The sequence below is a fragment of the Paenibacillus sp. FSL W8-0194 genome (assembly GCF_037969745.1).
Lineage (GTDB): Bacteria > Bacillota > Bacilli > Paenibacillales > Paenibacillaceae > Paenibacillus_AQ > Paenibacillus_AQ cookii.
The window spans coordinates 4,953,438-4,971,163 of record NZ_CP150205.1; the positions used below are offsets into that span (position 1 = coordinate 4,953,438).

Below are 17,726 nucleotides of genomic sequence, written 5' to 3' on the forward strand. Positions count from 1 at the left end.
TTTGAATCTGATGGGCGCCAAAATTACCGGCGCGGGGACCGATACCATCCGGATCGAAGGCGTGTCCGCGTTAAAAGGATGTACTTACACCGTCATCCCCGACCGATTGATCGCAGGCGCGTTTTTAATGGCAGCCGGCGTCACCGGCGGCTCAGTGACCGTCCAGGAGGTCATACCGGCACACCTTAGGTCTTGTATTGCCAAGCTGCGCGAAATCGGCATCGAGATCGAAGAAAACGAGCAATCCATTACGGCTCATTCTACCGGAATGCTGCGGGCAACCAGAGTCCGGACGGCGATGTACCCGGGGTTTGCCACCGACTTGCAGCAGCCGTTAACCGCCCTGCTGACGCAGGCCGGGGGCAAAAGCATCATCGGCGAGCGCATCTACCCGGCCAGATTCAACCACGCCTACCAGCGCTGGGCGCTAATATCGGTCTATACCCATCCGATACCTCTATGGATCCGAATTCTCTCCTTACCGAGAGCAACTAAAAGTCCGATTGAACAAACCGGCCCTTCGCAAACCATTTCAGCCTTCAGCCGGTGTAAAAAACGGCCCCGTAAAGGACTTCATCCTGCGGGGCCGCACCACTTTATATGAAGAAAAGGAATAAAGAATTATAGAGATGGGGTCGCTTGCGCCGCATTCGTTTTTTCCGGGGAAGCAAACCAGGATTGATCCACGTCATCGGCCGCAGGCAGCTTTCGCGTGACCGGGTCGAACATCCAATAGATGCCCACGCCCAGTACCGCGAGCCCGCAAACGGCAATGACGGCCGAGCTTGAAGTCACGACGCCTGCGCTGCCGCCAAGCAAATTGCCCAGCGGCATCGCGATACCGCTTAACCCGGAAGCCGCGGCAAAAACCGTTCCCATGTTTTTTTCCGGCACGCCTTTTTGGATGACCGTATTGATGATGACGTTGGTGACGCCTCCCGGGAACCAGGCCAGCCCATAAACCAACACGACGAGCCACGTCCAACTGTTGAATACGCACAGGCACCAGGCGATCCCGGATAAGCAGAAAGCGGCGGCAAAAACAATGCCGAGACGAACCCGCTCCAGCTTCATATAAGGCGCGAGAAGGGCGCCAAGCAAACTTCCGCAAGCCCCGGCCATAAGCAGCATCCCATAGATCCCGGGCCCGCCCAATCGGTCGGCAAAAGCCGGCATGACCGTAAAAGTCGCCCCGCCCGCCGCGTTGATGACGATCACGCCGAGTTGGATGCGCGACAACGGCGTGGCAAGGATCAGCCGAATCCCTTCCTTCATGTCCGATACGTAATCCTTGAACGGGGTGCGACGGGTGTTCGATTCCGAGGTTTTGTTTTTTAATATCTTCTGTTCGTTGTTATACGAATCCTTTGGTATTGTTTTGATTCTCAACTGCATAAACAGCAGCGCCCCGATAAAGAAGCCGAGCGAGTTCCACAAATAAAGCGCAACCGCGCCGAGCAGTACAATGAGCGCCCCCGACGCGGCGTTGCACGCAACGTCAATCCCTTGATACGCAAACGAGAACAAGGAGTTGCCCTGCGTCAGCTGCTTTTTATCCAGGATTTTCGGCAGCGCCGACATTTGCGCGGGATAAAACCACATGTTGATCGTCGTTAAGATCGGGGTAATCGCCAGCACCAGCCCAACCGTCAAAAAATCAAAATAATGCGCAAGGGGCACGACCAGCAGCAAAACCGCCTGAAACAGCTGGGAATATACCAGCAGGCCCCGCAGGGGCACGCGGTCGATCATGGGCCCCGAGAAGAGCTGAATGATTCTGGGCAAGATCGATAGAAATCCGGCGATCCCGGTATACAGCGTGGAGCCGCCGAGGCTGTACACCAGCCACATGGCCGCAACGGCATACAAACTGTCCCCGATATTCGTCAGGATCCGGCCGATGAACAGCAGCGTGAAATTACGATTCTTAAAAATCCCCATCCCATACACCCTTCCCGTTTGTCATTATTCATAACCCAAGCAACCCGGTTTGGCCGGTTATTTTGCCGTTTCCGCCGAAATCACCCGAATTCCGATCGCATATTCCCGGCTGTTTTCCGCTTTCGATGCCGAGGTCTTCGCAACCCATGTTTCGAGCAAAGCCTTGAATTCGGCCGTCATTTCCTCGTGCTGCTCCGGAGTGAGCTGCATTCTCACGTTCATTTTCGTGCTGGATGCCGCTTGATAATCGTCTGCCAGAACCGGATCGACAAGCTGCGTTCCCTTCGTGTTGAACCACTTCGCCTTGGACTTATAATATTTCTCCACGATCCCCCCGACAGTCCGGGTCTCCACCAAATCGATCAATCCGCCGTCGTGCAATTTCTGAATATGATAGTGGATGCTTCCCGGCGATTCCCCAAGTTCATCGGCTACTTGCTTGGCTGTTTTCGGTGTCTCGACGATCGCTCCGATAATCTTCACCCGCTGGGCGCTCCCCAGCAATTTGGCCTGCTCCACCGAGATTTCAATGGATTGGTGCTCATTCTGTTCCATAAACGCGACACTCCCGTTCTTTAAAATTTCGATCCAATTTAATTAATCATTCTACATTTATAATTCATTCTAATTTTTTAGATCGATAAGATGGCTTTATCATAACCCACCATTTTCCATTTGTAAATAGGCATCTTTTCTTTTCGAAAAAAATAAAGGCACAACTGTAAGAAACGGTCGTACCTTGGATTTCCATGCTTTTTCCGGTGGCCGGCCACATGGCCGTCATCGAAGAACAAAGGATATAACGCTCTTCGTCGCCCATATTTCATGAAGCTGGTTTCGTGTCCCTGTCAAGGGCAGGCCGACTGAAATATAGTATACGGAAGCCTACCAATATCCTTTAGGAGAGGAAAATTTTCATGAGAAAACATTCATGCAAATGCGATCCTAAACCGAAAAAGTTCAAGCGGTGTTTTAAAGAAGTCAAAGGCTGCGTCACTTACACAACCATTATCTATAAACCAAAAGTTAAAAAGTACCACGATCCGTTTTCCTGGTGCCAGGAAATTCCGTGTAAGAAGGGCCACTGTAAACGGAGCCGTTGCCACGTCTGCAGACCCCATAAGAAAAAGCACCATTGGTGAGGCCATCGGGCGCATGTTCCCCATGACATCCTTTAGGCCGCCATCCAAGATGGCGGCTGCTGTTTGAAAACGCTTCACAAGCCGTCATGACACGATCGCGGCCATTCCGGCGACCTTTGCCCATGCTTCCTTCCGATAGCGCAAAAGCAAAGACTGCCTCGTCATCAGCAGCATTTTGGGGACAAGCTTCGTGACTTGCCGCTTCGTGCGGGCTCCCCCTTCCGGGTGCAGCACCCGGAGCAGCAGGCGCAAATAATAGGTCGAGAACATCCGGAAGCTCTTGGACTTCAGCGGATGCAGCTCAAAGCCAAGCCCGTGGATCATCCCGCGGTGCAGCAGCGTAATGCCGGTCAGCGCTTTGACATGCGTTAGCCCGGGATCGGTTTCGAACGCCGCGCTGATCTCCTGCATCGATTTCCGCAGCATTCTGGCGGTCAGCAGCGCCGCACGGTCGGCCCCCAGCTCCTTGGAGAGCCGGAGCACCTGCCGGTTGTCCAAATGAAGCTCCCCAACCCAATCGCCGGCATGAATCCATTCTCCGGTATGGCATTCCAGGCTTTTTCCGTGATGCCTCTTCACCACAAGTTTGCAAATTCCATAGGTTTGAACGGAGGAACTCCGCCATTTCGTCATTTGGTCAAACACCGATTCCCAGGCCATCCATAACGACTGAACGCTTGCTTTTGAAAACGTAGCGAACATATTCAATAGGGTTCACGTCTTTCTGTTCAAGATTCGGTCTTCTGCAGCAGACCGCCTTTTTTCCTCGAGGAATGGCTTCTATTAACGTTTGACGGCCCGGATCGGCAAAACCATGCAAAAAAAGAAAAAAAGGTGCTTTCGCTGCAGTTATTTTCCCGTCCCTTGCTCCGCCGCCGTCTTCGGCAAGGACCGATAGACGGAACCAGAGTGTACGATCCCGATGATTTCCTTCGCTACCGCCGTCATTTGCTTGCCGTCCGGACTGCCGTCGCAGGAATTCCACCGAAAATTCCGCTTGCCGCTGTTGATGTATACCGTCAGATCATACGCATCCCCCGCGGGGCCGCTGCAGGCAGCAGAGAGCTTTTTCTCGGTCAGGTAACCGGCAAGGACCAAGGCGCGGTATATTTTCTGGAGATCCTTTTCCGGAATGGCAAAGTCGCTGACCGCCGCCATGCTGTCGCCTTCAAGGCTTTTTACAAGCTTCTGTTCCGCCGTATTGATTTCATTTTTCAAGCCGGGACCATACTTCAGAACTATATCGAAGCGGTCCTGCCTGCTCACGTCAAAATGAACCGTCAGCAGCTCGACCTCCTCCCTCTCCCCTGCGCAGCCCGTAAGAACATACCGGATTTGCGTTTCCGTTTCCTCGCGGTTCATCCGGCCGCAGTCAAAGGTCATTACCGTGCCCGAACCGTATTCGTCCATCGTCGTATCCAGCCGCAACTCAACCCGGCCGTTTTTGCGCGTTAACTCATGGTAAATGGGATCGCCTTCGATCGTGTACCGGATCAGCCGCTGCGTTCCCTCTTTTTCGTTCACGAAAGCATCCAGCCGTCCCAGGTTTTTGACCATCCCGTGCATGTCGACCACATCGGCGCCCTTGGATGTTTGGCCGTCTGCTCCCGGTTTCTCCGTATGGCGAGGCGTTTCTGGAGTTTTTTTGCCGTTTTGCGGCTCCTGCCGGTCGGAACAGCCGAAGATGAAAGTCAGCATAACGATGAGCATTAGCAAGCCAAGCTTTTTCATAGAATCCCCCTCTTACTCGTGACGTTTTCCCTTCCTGACGTACCCGCTTGACAAAAGGTTCCAACACCGCCGGTCCACGGGCAGAAGACACAAAAAAAGGACCTTGGGAGCCTGAAGCATCCCGGTCCTCTATGATTAATTTTCCCTGGGCGGCACTTTCGGTACCAGCTTGTAAATGTCCCCGTTTTCAAAGGTATCGATCAGCCGGTCCAGCCACTCGTAATAAGCGAACGCATCCTGGAGCTTGGCTTTGTCTTTGCGCAGCATCTCCATCATTTCCGGATCTTCCGCGTATTCCTTCTCCATTTTATTCATTTCATCCGTCGCTTTGCGAAGGACCATCATGTTGGATTCCACGGACTTTCTCCATTTGATGTCAAAAAAGTCGGTAAACGTCTGGTACCAATCGTACTCCACTTCATACAGGTCTTTGCGCGAGCCTTTTTCCCAAACCTTGTTTACCATTTTCAGATCAAGAAGCGTGCGAACGCCCGTACTCATACTGGTTTTGCTCATCTTCATTTCGGCGCCCATCTCATCCAGCGTCATCGGCTTGTCCGCAAAAAACAGCAGGCCATAGAGATGTCCCGTCGATAAGGAAATGCCGTATAAGTCCATATTTCGCCCGATCGTTTCGATCACACGTTTGCGTATTTTGTCCAGCGCCGCATGCTGCGCTTCTTTGCCCGGGTCCAAGCCCATGCTTGCAACCTCCTTATAGTTCAGCCATTCTCTCGGGTGTTTTCCGTTAGATCACTCATCGCTTAGACGAAAATCCAGAGGCAACAACCTTCTTGGTCTATTGTAGAAAAACGCCTTTTAAAAGTAAAGAAGCCTCAGAAGCCGCATACGAGAGCATACGAGAGGAAACCCAAGGAATGGTTTGTACAGTTTTTTCTGTACGTTCTTTACATACTGTTAAAACGTTTGTTACGATATTGTTAGTTGTTGCATCGTTCAACGCCACGGATTCCATCGGCGCTCTTTTTTTCTGCTGTTTAAAGGGCCGCCGATCCGAATTATGGGTTTTTTGCAATTTTTGTGCTCTAACTGGTTTAAAGGGGGGATTCATTTGTCCATCTTACAGCTTCATAAGGTAAGCAAATTGTTCGGTCCCCACGCGGAGAGCTGCGTGGAGCTTCTCGAGCAAGGTTGGACCAAAGAAAGAATAGCCAAGGAGAAAAACGTTACGGTTGGCGTCAACCGGGTCAGCCTCGATATCGAGGCCGGCGAAATTTTCGTCATCATGGGATTGTCCGGCAGCGGCAAATCGACGCTTGTGCGGATGCTGAACCGCCTCATCGAGCCGACGTCCGGGGAAATCCTCGTACATGGCAAAGATCTGATGAAAATGAACAAGGAGCAGCTGCGTACCGTCCGCCGCCAAACGATCAGCATGGTGTTCCAAAAGTTTGCGCTGTTTCCGCACCGCACCGTGCTTGAAAACGTGGAATACGGGCTTGAAATACAAAAAGCGGATAAACGCCAGCGGCGGGAAAAAGCGAAGCAATCGCTGGAGCTCGTCGGACTTGCGGGCTGGGAAAACAAACGCCCGGACGAACTCAGCGGCGGGATGCAGCAGCGGGTCGGCCTGGCCAGGGCGCTTGCCAACGATCCCGAAATTTTGCTGATGGACGAAGCCTTCAGCGCGCTTGATCCGCTGATCCGGCGGGATATGCAGGATGAGCTGCTGGATCTGCAGGAGAAGATGAAGAAAACGATCGTCTTCATTACCCATGATCTCGATGAAGCGCTCCGGATCGGAGACCGGATCGCGCTGATGAAGGACGGCGCCGTCGTGCAGGTCGGAACGCCGGAGGAAATTTTGACCCAACCGGCCAACGCCTATGTGGAACGTTTCGTGGAGGATGTCGACCTTTCGAAGGTGCTGACCGCATCCCATGTCATGCGCCGTCCGGAAACCATCATGGCCGACAGGGGGCCGCGCGTCGCGCTGGAGCTGATGCGCGAACGCGGCATTTCCAACCTGTTCGTCGTCGACCGCGCCAAACGCCTGCTCGGCGTCATCACGGCGGAGGACGCTTCGGCCGCCATGCGCGGCGGACAGTCGCTGGAAGATATTCTGATCGTCGACGGGCCGCGCGTCCATCCGGACGTCGTCATGAACGAATTGTTCGAAATCACGAGCCTGTCCAAGGTGCCGCTGGCCGTCGTCGACGATCAAAATCGCCTTCTCGGCGTTATTGTCCGCGGAGCACTGCTCGGTGCCCTCGCCGGACAAAACCATCCGAAGGAGGTGATGCCGGATGCCGAAACTACCGCTGGATGAATGGATCGAGACGATCGTGGGCTGGATGGAAGATCATCTGACGTTTTTGTTCGATATGATCTCCGGCGCCATTGAAGGGATCGTCAATGCTTTTACCTGGGTGTTCATGCTACCTCATCCGTTTCTTTTTATCGTTATTTTGGGCATCCTGGCCTTCCTGGTCGGGCGCTGGTCGCTGGCCCTGTTCTCCGTCATCGGCTTCCTGCTGATTTATGATTTGGGGTATTGGTCGCAAACGATGGATTCCTTAAGCCTCGTCATTACGGCCGCGCTGATTTCCGTCGTCGTCGGCATTCCGATCGGGATTTGGTGCGCATACAGCAAAGGCGCTGCCCGGATCATCACGCCGCTGCTCGATTTCATGCAGACAATGCCGGCGTTCGTTTATTTGATCCCTGCCGTCACCTTCTTCAGCATCGGGGTCGTGCCGGGCGTCATCGCCTCCGTCATTTTTGCGATTCCGCCGACCATCCGCCTCACCATGCTGGGCATTCAGCAAGTGTCGGGCGAGTTGACGGAAGCCGCGGATGCTTTTGGTTCGACTTCGGGCCAGAAGCTGTTTAAGGTGCAGCTGCCGCTCGCGATGCCGACGCTGATGGCGGGCGTGAACCAGACGATCATGCTGTCGCTGTCGATGGTGGTCATCGCTTCGATGATCGGCGCGCAGGGGATCGGAGCGGAAGTATACCGCGCCGTAACCCAGCTGCAAATCGGCAAAGGTTTTGAAGCCGGACTGGTGATCGTTATTTTGGCTATCGTACTGGACCGTTTTACGCAACAGCTGTTCAAAAAATCCGATCGAAAAAGGGGAAGATAAGATGAAAAAACAAAGCAAATGGTTGATGCTGCTTGGTCTCGCCGGCGTGCTGACGCTTTCTGCCTGCAACAGCGGCAGCAGCGGCGCGGATAACGGCAAAACGGAGAACGGAAGCTCCGCGGAATCCATCGGCAAGCAAGTCAATCACGAAATCATCGGCATCGACCCGGGTGCGGGCATCATGAAGGCCACCAGCAAAGCGATCGAGGAATACGGCTTGTCGGACTGGAAATTGATCGAAGGCTCCGGTGCAGCCATGACGGCGACGCTGGCCAAAGACATCAAAGCCAAAAAGCCCGTCATCATTACCGGCTGGACGCCGCACTGGATGTTCTCCAAATACGATCTGAAATATCTTGACGACCCGAAAAAGGTATACGGCGAAGCCGAAGAGATTCATACCGTGGCCCGCAAAGGCTTGAAAGAGGATGAGCCGACAGCCTACGAGTTTCTGGACCGTTTCGAATGGACGTCGGATGAAATGGGCGAAATCATGACCGCCATCGAAGAAGGCGCCAAACCCGAAGATGCGGCGAAAAAATGGGCCGAAGACCATCCCGACCGCGTAAACGAATGGATCAAGGATCTGAAGCCGGTAAGCGGCAATAAGCTGAAGCTCAGCTATGTCGCCTGGGATTCGGAAATCGCCAGCACCAATCTGCTCCAATATATCCTTCAAGAGAAGCTTGGTTACAAGGTAACGGCCTTGCAGGTCGAAGCCGGCCCGATGTGGACCGGAGTCGCCAACGGCGACGTGGACGCGACCGCCGCGGCCTGGCTGCCGCTGACCCACGCGGACTACATGGACAAATACAAGGATAAAGTCGATGACCTCGGCGCCAACATGACCGGCGTCAAAACCGGGCTTGTCGTGCCGTCCTACGTGGACATCAACTCGATTGAGGATTTGAAAAAATAAACGGGCTTTGCCTGAAAAAAATGCTTTAACGCTGATGATGCCGCCCCAATTGGGGCGGTTTTTTTTGCGGGGAATTCTTTTGCTCATTTAGGCGTGCTTGGGATGTCAATATGCTAAGGGGACGTGGAAATTAAACGGTACTGGTAAATAATAGTTTTAATGTATCTTTTTTTGCTAGTATAATTTATGAGCTTGAAATTGCTTAAAGGAGGTACATTTCATTTGTCGTCCGGGGATTTTTATACTTATTGTTTGCTGCTACTGAGCTTGATCGTGATTCTATTAGGCTGTATTCTTATAGTCAACTCTAAACAATCCGCAAAGATAGACCGTTTAGAAAAGAAAATGCTCGAAAGAAACAAATAGGGTCAAAATCAACAGCCTCCGCATTCGCGGAGGCTGTTGCACATTTACGTTGCCCATAGGGACCATACGTTTTTTATGCATGATGTGCCGTTCTCGTTACTTTTTGCCGTTACCCTTCCCGTGGCCTTTTCCATTTCCGGGTCCATGGCTGTCTTCATGTTTGCCTTTGCTTTGGTTTTGTTCCGGTTGCTTTTTTTCGATGTTGATTTCTTTTCCGTTCGAGAATTTCACCGAAAGCTCGATCTCTTGGACGTCGCCCGGGTTCACGTTAAGCACCGATACCAGTTTGCTGAGGGCATCCTCGGGATTCGTCCGCTCGGTAATCGCCGCATCGCTCAGCCATTTTTCGATGGCCGCCGCGGCTGGTTTTCCTTCCAGCTTCTCTCGGGTTTGGCCGGACTTGCGCTCGAACTCCGCTTCGATCTTCCCTTTTTTGTTTTCGTATTCCGCTTCCACTTTGCCCTGGCCGGTCAGCTTTATTTCAAGTTCCAATTGAACGACCGTTACCTTCGACGGCTCGTCCGGCTTCGGTTCGGAATCTTTCCCGCCATCATTCGGCTTCGCATCGAGCAGAACGGCTTCTTTGACGATGTTGTCCAATACGACCAGCTGTACGGAGTCATGAACCGCCAATTGGTCTGCGCGGACATATTTGGTATGGTACGACACGAGCAGTTCGGACGAAATGCCGTAGGTGAACGATTGGTTCGCGTATGTAGCGATAGTCACGCTGCCGTCAACGGAACCGTAGACGCTGCCGCTGACCGTGGCCGGCGTTTTGGTTTTGTTGAATTCAATGTTCTGAATCACGCCGCTTACTTTAACCGCGCCGGCCTGATCGAGCAGACCGCCGCTCGTTCTGTCCAGCAAGGCGGCGATTTCGGCCCGGGTCACGTTTTTGTTCGGTTTGAACGTGCCGTCCGGATAACCGCTGATGATCCCTTTTTCGACCGCAACGTTCACATAACCGACGGAGCCGGCAGGAATGGCAGCCGCATCCTTGAACGCCGGCGTCTTCGTCATTTCATGCAGTGCCTCGGACTGCAGCCCGAGCGACTTGACGAGCAGCCCCGCGATCCACACGCGGCTTGCCGGCTTTTCAGGCTGCACCGCTTGCTCGGAAGCGTCGAACAAGCCGTTTTCCAGAGCCGCCAAAATATAACCCTTTGCCCAAGGATATTTTTTGCCGATCAGTTCGGCATCTTTGAAATGAAGCTTCGCATCCGTCTTCTGGGCTTTGGCCTGGTCTTCCAATCCGAGCAGCCGCACGGCCATGACGATCGCCTCTACCCGGGTGACCGGCTGATTCGGCCGGAACGATCCGTCCTCGAACCCTTGAAGTACGTTTTTCGATTTCATTTTGGCGATGTAGGCTTCGGCCCAATCCGCATCCCCGATGTCGTTAAAGTCGAGGGCAAACGGGGGCTTGGCGCCTTTTGAATCCGCTTTCTTGCCGCTTGAAGCCGAGGTCATTCCGGCAAGGCCGACCGTCAAGATGATGACCAGCGCAAGCGTGAGCAGGTTTCTTGCTGTTTTCAACGATAATTCATCTCCTTCGAATGGCGATGGCTTGATTCAGCCGGTGCTTCCGTGCCTCCATGCGCGGCCTGCGTTCCGGAGGACGGCTTTTCCGGCCGGTTTGATGGAATCTAATGTTGTTTATCGACAATATTCGATATTTTTTAATGGGCATCTAGTCCTAAATTATTGGATTGAGCCGGCCATTCCGGGGCTCCCCTCGCTTCCCCGCTTGAAGTCGGGGATCCTATCGACCAAGGTCCAGGAAAAAGTCCAGTCCCCGGATGGAGGCAGCAAGGACCCATTCCCAATAAAATACAGTTAATTTCAAAATTGAACTGGATTGGGGAGATTCGTGTGAGAAAGGTCAGAAGTACACAACAAAGCGCAGCCATCCGCTTGTTTGAAGGCGAGAAATGGCTCGTGCTGACATCCGTGCTCGGTTTTTTGCTCTCGGCGTTTTGCGGGCTTTGGGTGCTCGCATTCGGGAGCGAGGCGGCTCCGGGAGGAAACATTCTAAATGCGTTCTCTTTTAACGCAGCCATCGGCATCTTTCTGCTGTCCACGGCGGCCATCCTGCCGTATTCCGGGCTGGGGAGCAAAGGCAGGGCATTCTTCCGGTATCCGTATATCGCGCTTGCGCTTTATTCCTATGCAGCCGAAACCGTGCAAAATTTTCGCGGCGTGAATCCAAGGTTTGTCGTTGGGGGCACTCCCTTCGACGAGGCGGTCGGCAATATTTTCGCTTTTGTCGCATTGCTTCTCGTTCTTTTTTACCTGGCCATCGCCATTACCTATTTCCGTCCCAAGGTATACGCCAACTATCCGGAATTTGCAACCGGGATTCGCTATGCCATGGTTGCCGTCACGCTGTCGTTTGCCGCGGGCATTTGGATTTCGGTGAATCAGGGCCGGACGGTGGGCCTTCACGGGAACATCATTTGGCTGCACGGCTTGGGTTTCCACGCGCTTCAGGCGATCCCGCTCGTCGGCTGGTTGGCGGAGCGTTCTTCCCTTTCCAGGGCAACGCGGCTGCGGCTGGTTCATGTGGCCGGCAGCGCTTATGTGCTGGGGCTGATCGCGATCGGCTGGCAGACGGTTTTGGGCCATGCCGTTCTTGAATGGTCGGTTCCGACGGTTGCGGCGGGCGCCTGTTTCCTGATCGCGTTGGTTGCGGGGATCCGGGTGCTTGGCAATACGCCTGCGGATCGCATTTTCACGCCATCAGCGGCACCTGCTCCCCGGCGTTCGCGCGTCCTCTAAAAACAGAGCCCCGAAAATGATGGCTTCTGAATCAAAAAAAGGCGCCCCTTCCCTCCGACAACGGAGTCAGGGACGCCTCTTTCCATCCAATTTTACTTCTCTTCCTTATTGCTGCCGGAGTGGCTTCCGTCTTTGATCGTCACGGTGACCGGCGAATATTCCGCGGTGACCGTTTGCCCGTGGACGGACACGCTGCCCTCCGGCGAAATGTCCTTTTCGGTCATGATGCCAAGCGCGATCGTAAATTCGTTGAATTTGATCGGAATCTGTTTTTCGCGGCGGATTTCTTCCCCGTTCAGGTAAAACACGGCTTCGTCGTTGCCGCGGTCATACGTGATTTTGTACGTGTTGAACTCGCGCGCTTTGAAGTTGGTATCTTCCTTGAAAATGCAGAAATAACGCGTTTTATCGGACGGCGGCACCTCAACCCCCGGGAAAGGAAGCACCGCGTACACGCTGGCGTACTTGTCGTTTCCGGCAAAAAAGTCGAGCGCCGCTCCCGTCGTAAAATCGAGCAGGTTAAGCGACACGTAACCGTCGTACAGGTCGCCCGGAACCGTATTTTGCGTGCGGGCGCGAATTTGCAGCTCAAAGCTGACCTCGCCGGATTCAGGCACCTTGATCGTTTCCACCGAATAATACATATGTTTGGCGTTGTCCAAAATTTGAATCTGGTCGTTTTGGCGGCTCAGCGGAGCGCGCACGTACAGGATGCCGTTGCGGACGATGACGACCGCATCCGGCTCGCGGTATTCCCAGAACGAACCGTCCGGCAGCGGAAACCCGCCGATTTTCCAAACCTCGCCTTCCGACAAAATGGTATGAAAATCGCCGATCACTTTTTGTTGTTCCATGTGGCTAAGACTTCCTTTCTTTTACGGATGGGATAAGCAAATCAAATCAGTCCTTGAATCACGAGGCACACGATCATGATCAGACCGCTCAGCTGCGCCGATTTGACGGATGCGCCCATCAAAGGCAAATAAGCATGGGAGCTGTTTTGCGGCTTCAGCCTGCCGTATACCTGGTAAAGCGGAAGCATGGCCGGCAGCGCCAGCAAACCGTAGACCGGAAGCGCACCTGCAATGACGCTGATGACCAGCATGACGGCGGCCAGAAAAAGCAGGAATCTGGAAAACGCCAATGCCCGCTTCTCGCCCCATACGACGACCAGCGTGCGTTTGCCCGCCTGACGGTCGGCCTGCCAATGCAGAAAATGGTGGTTGAACAAAATCAGCGTCGTCAAAAGTCCGATCGGCAGCGACAGCAGCAGCGCCCGCAAATCCAAATGGGAAGTCTGCACGTAATAAGCGCCCATGACCGGAAGCACGCCGAAGGAGAGCAGGATCGCGATTTCGCTGTACCCTTTCCCCCGGTACCCGAACTTCAGCGGAGGCGCCACGTAAAAATAAGCGATCAGCCCGCCGAGGGCTCCGAAAACAAACGCCCAGATGCCGGAACAGATCGCCAGCACGATGCCGCAAACGGCAGCCAGCGCAAAAAGTCCCCACGTAATGGCCGCAAACTTGCGGACGCTCCATACCTGGTTCGTCAAAAACCCGGAGTTGGTCGAAACGGCGTCAACCGCTTCTTTCGCCGCGGTGTCCGTTCCGCTTTTGTAATCCCACAGGTCGTTGATCATGTTGGAAAACAAATGCGCGGCCGCCGCCCCGACCAGCGTAATCAGGAACAGCCAGACGTTAAACACGCCGTCCCACACAAACGCGCCGAGCGCGCCCAGCGCAACCGGGATGAGCATGACCGGCACGACGCCGAACCGGGAAGCTTTTCGAAATTGCTTGAGCATGTTCACCGATGCTCCTTTCTTCTAAGGATACCCCTATTCTTTCGGGAATATGGATTCGGCGAAACAACGCCACCGAACAAATGATATTTTTCACAAACTTTTCCGTAAAAAGCAGCCTCTTTCAGAGAAAAGAAGCCGCATGAAATCATAGGATTTTTCAACATCCCTCGTCGAAAAAAGTTGTGTTTTCTTTCTATTTCAGCATAGCACTTTTATCGATCTTTGTCATGGAGTGTTAGATTTTGCATAATCCGTTCCGTGTAGCCGGTGATGGCCGCGTCATAATCCGGATAGTCGTAGCCCAGGCTGGCGGATACCATTTTGGAATATTTCCGAAACAATTCATAACAAGTCAATAAAGATTGCCACATGTTCGCGTATCCTTGCTCGGCATACGTGGACAGCAGCTTTTCCCAATCTTCCGGCGGAAGATAACGGTCGATGAATTTATAGTTTTTGCCGACGCTAAAAGAGAAGCCCTTCTCTGTTCCGATATGCCAAGACATCATGCGCAGCAAATTGGGCCGGGCAATCTCGTTCAAATGGTCGATGGCGAACAGAATCTCTTGGCGGGCCAATCCCTTGACGACGTACGTGGACACCATCCAAAATTCGTTGCAGCAATCGTCGAACTCCCTGGCAGTCGGCTTTTGGATCCAATACTGCCGGTCGCTCGGACGAACCTCGCGTTTGACGAGACCGTCCTTGTCCAGCAAAACCTCGACCAAACCGTCGCTGCCTGCAAAGTATTCATCAGTCTCGGCTACCGGAATAAGCGTTAGATCCAATTTAAGCCCGTCCTCAAAAAGTATGATGTACGAAAACCAATTGCCGAGTTCGGGCGAAAAAAGCTCCATATCCTCCGGCTTTTGCATCATCAGGCGTTCCCCGAAGACGTTCAGCCACTCATCGCTTGCTTTGAACGAATCCATATCCGTCACAAAATAAGAAATATCAAAATCCTGAAACGCATCCCGGAGGATGTTGGCGTTGGTTCGCGACCCTTCCAGCGTGACCATTCGAATCCGGGGATCATTGACGGCGAAGTCGACGAGCAAATCCATGAATTGTTGTTCGTTTCTCATTTTGAGTGCTGCCCTCCCAGCGCATAAAATATCGCAATTTTTTAACCAAATGCTAGGCCATCCCCCTATTCTACCTAACCTGAAAAAAGAAAGCTACGGACGCCGCCCGCGGCATCCATAGCTTCGTTTGCCAAATCAAAATCTATCGTTTGATGTTGTCCAGCGCTTTTTTGCCCAGACGTTCCAGCAGCTGCTGTTTGTACAGGCTTTCCACCTTCACGTGTTTGCCGAGGCTTTCCCAGTAACCGTCGCTGCGCGGACGCGGGTCGTATTCGCTTGGCACGAGGCCGGGCACCTTCGGACCCGCATGTCCGATCGCGTAGTTTTGCGCCGTCGGCGGCTGCTGCGAAGTGAGCTCGTTTTCCGTATTCCAAGAGACGTAGTTCGCTCCCGCCCAGCCATGCCCGCTGCCCAGCCAGCCGCGGTCGCGGATGGAGATCGGCGCATCGATGTTGTCGAACAGGCCGCCGACCGACCAGCGGTGATGCGGTTCGCTCGTGTTGTAGTTTAGGGTCGCCTTGCCGTCCAGGAACACGTTTGGCCCCTGCACCCGGCTGTCGACGACAAAAGCATGCCGCGCCGTTTCCGTGTAAATCCTTTGCGCCAAATTCAGCTGCCCCATCTGGTGGATCACATAACGGCGGCCGCCGGTAATGATGCTGACCATGTCGTACATTTGGCTGTCCTGCACCGTAATCCATTTGGAGTTGCGGCTCATCTGCACCAGCGAATACGACAGATGGTAACCGGTCACGTCGCGGACCCAGCCGTTTTTGACGCTGTTAAAAACGACGAAACGTTCCGCGTGCTTTTCGTCGGCATGATACGGATCGGTTTTGTCGTTGTCCATCACCGTATCCATCACGCTCGGGTCGAACTCGGTATCCGCGCGCATGTTTTCCACGCCGACCTGCTCGATCCGGGCGCCATCCGTATATTTGAACAGCTGCCCGCCGCCCCATTTTTGCTCGATGGCATTGGCGATAGGCGCATCCACCGTAATCGTGTTGCCGTCGATCGCCGTGATGACGCGGTCAAAATCGAGGTTAAACGGCGACCACTGCGTGACGGTTCCGCCCGGGCGATTATAAATGTAGTCCATGCCGATCTCGTGAATCCAGTTTTTGTCGCCGATCCGGCGCACCACGACCGTATCGCCGACCTGATACCCGCTGGCATCGTCCACGTGGAAGGTCCGGGAGCCGGAAGGCACGTACAGATCGGTGATCGTTCTCATGGAGTCGTTATCGATGCTAAGGCCCGTATTTTCCCCGATTTCGATCAGATTGCGCGGCGTCGTTCCCGTGCCGTAGATGAGGGTGCCTTTGTCATCCTGCCCTTCGCCACGCAGCACGACCCCGCTGGCTTTGATTTTCAGCGTGCCTCCGACCTCGTATTTCCCTTTTTTAAGCAAAACCGCTCCGCGGAAGCCGTCCTTGCCCACCGGCAATTGAGACACTTCATCGATGGCCGCCTGAATGCGGGCCGTGTCGTCCCCGTCCCCCGGCTTCACCGTCGCCTTCACTTTGACGTTCGGGATTTTTACGCCGCCGCCCATGTAGCCGGCATTCGAAAAATCCAGAATTTGATTGCCGCGGAAGTCGCTTACGTACACCAGCTTGCCGTCATCGCCAAGAAAGGCGATTTGGCTCTGATCCTTCGGAATCTTCTTTTTGTCCCATACCGTAAAGTAGAAGGAGTCGTATACCGGAGGCTTGCCTGCTTGCTCCATCTTCAGCCGGATTTCGTACCGGCCTTTCTGATCCGCTGCACCCGCAGGCGTCCACTGCTTGGTCTCCCCTTTGGACACCGAGATCGGATCCAGCTTGGCAATAACCTTGCCGCCGTAGATCAGTTCGCCGCTCAGGTTGCCGTTCACGTTGGAGACGGTCGACACGGAAGGATACGCATCTTTCGGCTCGATGAGTGCAGGCTGGCCGATTTCGCTTGGGATATGCGGATGGGCGAGCGTGGAGTTCATCACGTATTTCTCATCCAAAAACGCGTTCGGATCATCGACCACGATCCAAAAATCATTCGTTTTCAGCTGCGTCGCCGTTTGCACTACGCCATGCACAAGCGCCGCGCCCGCCTGGTTGGCCGTAAACGCTCCCGAAGGGGCGATGCTCACGTCCTGCGTCGTGGACGCAAACGTCTTGGCGTAAGGCGTCAAATCCACTTCCTGCCCGGAGTCCAGTTCGCCCTTCAGGACCAGGGTCCCCTGTTCGCCTTTATTCAAGCGGATTTCGGCATTGTTCGGGTATTCCTTTCCGCCCGGGTCCGTAAAATAGATCCGCTTCAGCCCGGCGGGGGCCGGCGCTTCCGTGCTGTGATACACTTCAAGTTCGGACAACTGAACGTTCAAGTCTTTGCTTAAATTGAGATGGAGTTTGATATATCTTGCGGACACGTTTTCGAACATCGCTGCCTCCGTTGCCGTCAAATCTTTATTTTTGCCGTATGCCTGATTCCAGCTGCCGTTGTCGTCGGAATATAGGATTTGATAATCCTTTAGGTTATCCGCGCGATTGAGATGAAACATGACTTTGTTGAAGGTTTCCCTGGCTCCGAGGTCGACCGATATCCAGACTTTCATATCGTCCCCGCGGTCCGCGGCCAGCGGCTGCCAGACGGTCGAAGGATCGCCGTCCACGGCATTGCCGGCCTTCCCGGAGCTGGCCTGCGCGTTTTTGCCGAGCGCCAGATTGGCGCTTGGGTCGCCGGCTGCAGCCGCCTTGTCCTTGCTGCCGGATATAGCCGGAAGTATCAGCAACAGAGCCATGAAGCCGAGGCCAAGTTTTTTCATCGAGCCCATCAATAAAATCCCACCTCTCTGAAATGAGGATT

Annotated in this window: 15 protein-coding genes; 5 read left to right on the top strand and 10 right to left on the bottom strand. The window is 53.8% G+C overall.

From position 1 onward, the window contains the following. The first annotated feature begins 10 nt into the window (after positions 1–10). On the top strand, positions 11–604 hold the full coding sequence (locus tag MKY58_RS22700; protein WP_339322225.1) for a hypothetical protein: 594 nt from the start codon (positions 11–13) through the stop codon (positions 602–604). A 17-nt stretch (positions 605–621) separates the two neighbouring features. On the opposite strand, the gene MKY58_RS22705 is transcribed toward MKY58_RS22700, so the two are convergent. From MKY58_RS22705 to MKY58_RS22725, 5 genes are all read right to left on the bottom strand, one after another. After that, positions 622–1,941, bottom strand: a complete 1,320-nt coding sequence (locus MKY58_RS22705; protein WP_339322226.1) for an MFS transporter — start codon at positions 1,939–1,941, stop codon at positions 622–624. A 57-nt stretch (positions 1,942–1,998) separates the two neighbouring features. Next, complete coding sequence (locus MKY58_RS22710) at positions 1,999–2,496, bottom strand: winged helix-turn-helix domain-containing protein (protein ID WP_339322227.1); 498 nt, start codon at positions 2,494–2,496, stop codon at positions 1,999–2,001. Positions 2,497–3,167: 671 nt separating this feature from the next. Continuing rightward, positions 3,168–3,716: a polysaccharide deacetylase gene (locus tag MKY58_RS22715; protein ID WP_339322228.1), complete on the bottom strand. Its 549-nt coding sequence runs from the start codon at positions 3,714–3,716 to the stop codon at positions 3,168–3,170. Positions 3,717–3,932: 216 nt separating this feature from the next. Then, positions 3,933–4,814 (bottom strand): DUF4362 domain-containing protein, encoded by an 882-nt coding sequence (locus tag MKY58_RS22720; protein WP_339322229.1) that lies wholly within the window; start codon positions 4,812–4,814, stop codon positions 3,933–3,935. A gap of 135 nt (positions 4,815–4,949) precedes the next feature. Then, positions 4,950–5,516, bottom strand: a complete 567-nt coding sequence (locus MKY58_RS22725) for a GbsR/MarR family transcriptional regulator (protein WP_339322230.1) — start codon at positions 5,514–5,516, stop codon at positions 4,950–4,952. Positions 5,517–5,886: 370 nt separating this feature from the next. Here MKY58_RS22725 and MKY58_RS22730 point away from each other — a divergent pair, with 370 nt between their 5' ends. The 3 genes from MKY58_RS22730 to MKY58_RS22740 are packed head-to-tail and all read left to right on the top strand — an operon-like array spanning position 5,887 to position 8,840. Then, a complete protein-coding gene (locus tag MKY58_RS22730; RefSeq protein WP_339322231.1) occupies positions 5,887–7,104 on the top strand; it encodes a glycine betaine/L-proline ABC transporter ATP-binding protein in 1,218 nt (405 codons plus the stop codon). Continuing rightward, a complete protein-coding gene (locus MKY58_RS22735; RefSeq protein WP_339322232.1) occupies positions 7,082–7,921 on the top strand; it encodes a proline/glycine betaine ABC transporter permease in 840 nt (279 codons plus the stop codon). The genes MKY58_RS22730 and MKY58_RS22735 overlap by 23 nt, the downstream gene beginning before the upstream one ends. Position 7,922: 1 nt before the next feature. Continuing rightward, entirely contained in the window at positions 7,923–8,840 is a 918-nt protein-coding gene (locus tag MKY58_RS22740) for a glycine betaine ABC transporter substrate-binding protein (RefSeq protein WP_339322233.1), read from the top strand. 462 nt (positions 8,841–9,302) lie between these two features. Here the strand turns inward: MKY58_RS22740 and MKY58_RS22745 are convergent, their stop codons facing one another. After that, entirely contained in the window at positions 9,303–10,745 is a 1,443-nt protein-coding gene (locus MKY58_RS22745) for an S-layer homology domain-containing protein (RefSeq protein WP_339322234.1), read from the bottom strand. 336 nt (positions 10,746–11,081) lie between these two features. Between MKY58_RS22745 and MKY58_RS22750 the strand changes: the two genes are divergently transcribed. Beyond that, on the top strand, positions 11,082–11,987 hold the full coding sequence (locus MKY58_RS22750) for a hypothetical protein (protein WP_339322235.1): 906 nt from the start codon (positions 11,082–11,084) through the stop codon (positions 11,985–11,987). A 92-nt stretch (positions 11,988–12,079) separates the two neighbouring features. On the opposite strand, the gene MKY58_RS22755 is transcribed toward MKY58_RS22750, so the two are convergent. The 4 genes from MKY58_RS22755 to MKY58_RS22770 all read right to left on the bottom strand — a co-directional run bounded on the left by MKY58_RS22755 (position 12,080) and on the right by MKY58_RS22770 (position 17,694). Further along, positions 12,080–12,841 (bottom strand): DUF6081 family protein, encoded by a 762-nt coding sequence (locus MKY58_RS22755; protein ID WP_339322236.1) that lies wholly within the window; start codon positions 12,839–12,841, stop codon positions 12,080–12,082. Between the two features lie 41 nt (positions 12,842–12,882). Further along, positions 12,883–13,794, bottom strand: coding sequence for a prenyltransferase (locus tag MKY58_RS22760; RefSeq protein WP_246537166.1), 912 nt, complete (start codon positions 13,792–13,794; stop codon positions 12,883–12,885). Positions 13,795–14,006: 212 nt separating this feature from the next. Further along, positions 14,007–14,879, bottom strand: coding sequence for an aminoglycoside 6-adenylyltransferase (gene ant(6), locus MKY58_RS22765; protein WP_339322237.1), 873 nt, complete (start codon positions 14,877–14,879; stop codon positions 14,007–14,009). Positions 14,880–15,021: 142 nt separating this feature from the next. Beyond that, positions 15,022–17,694, bottom strand: coding sequence for a discoidin domain-containing protein (locus tag MKY58_RS22770; protein ID WP_339322238.1), 2,673 nt, complete (start codon positions 17,692–17,694; stop codon positions 15,022–15,024). Between the last annotated feature and the right edge of the window lie 32 nt (positions 17,695–17,726).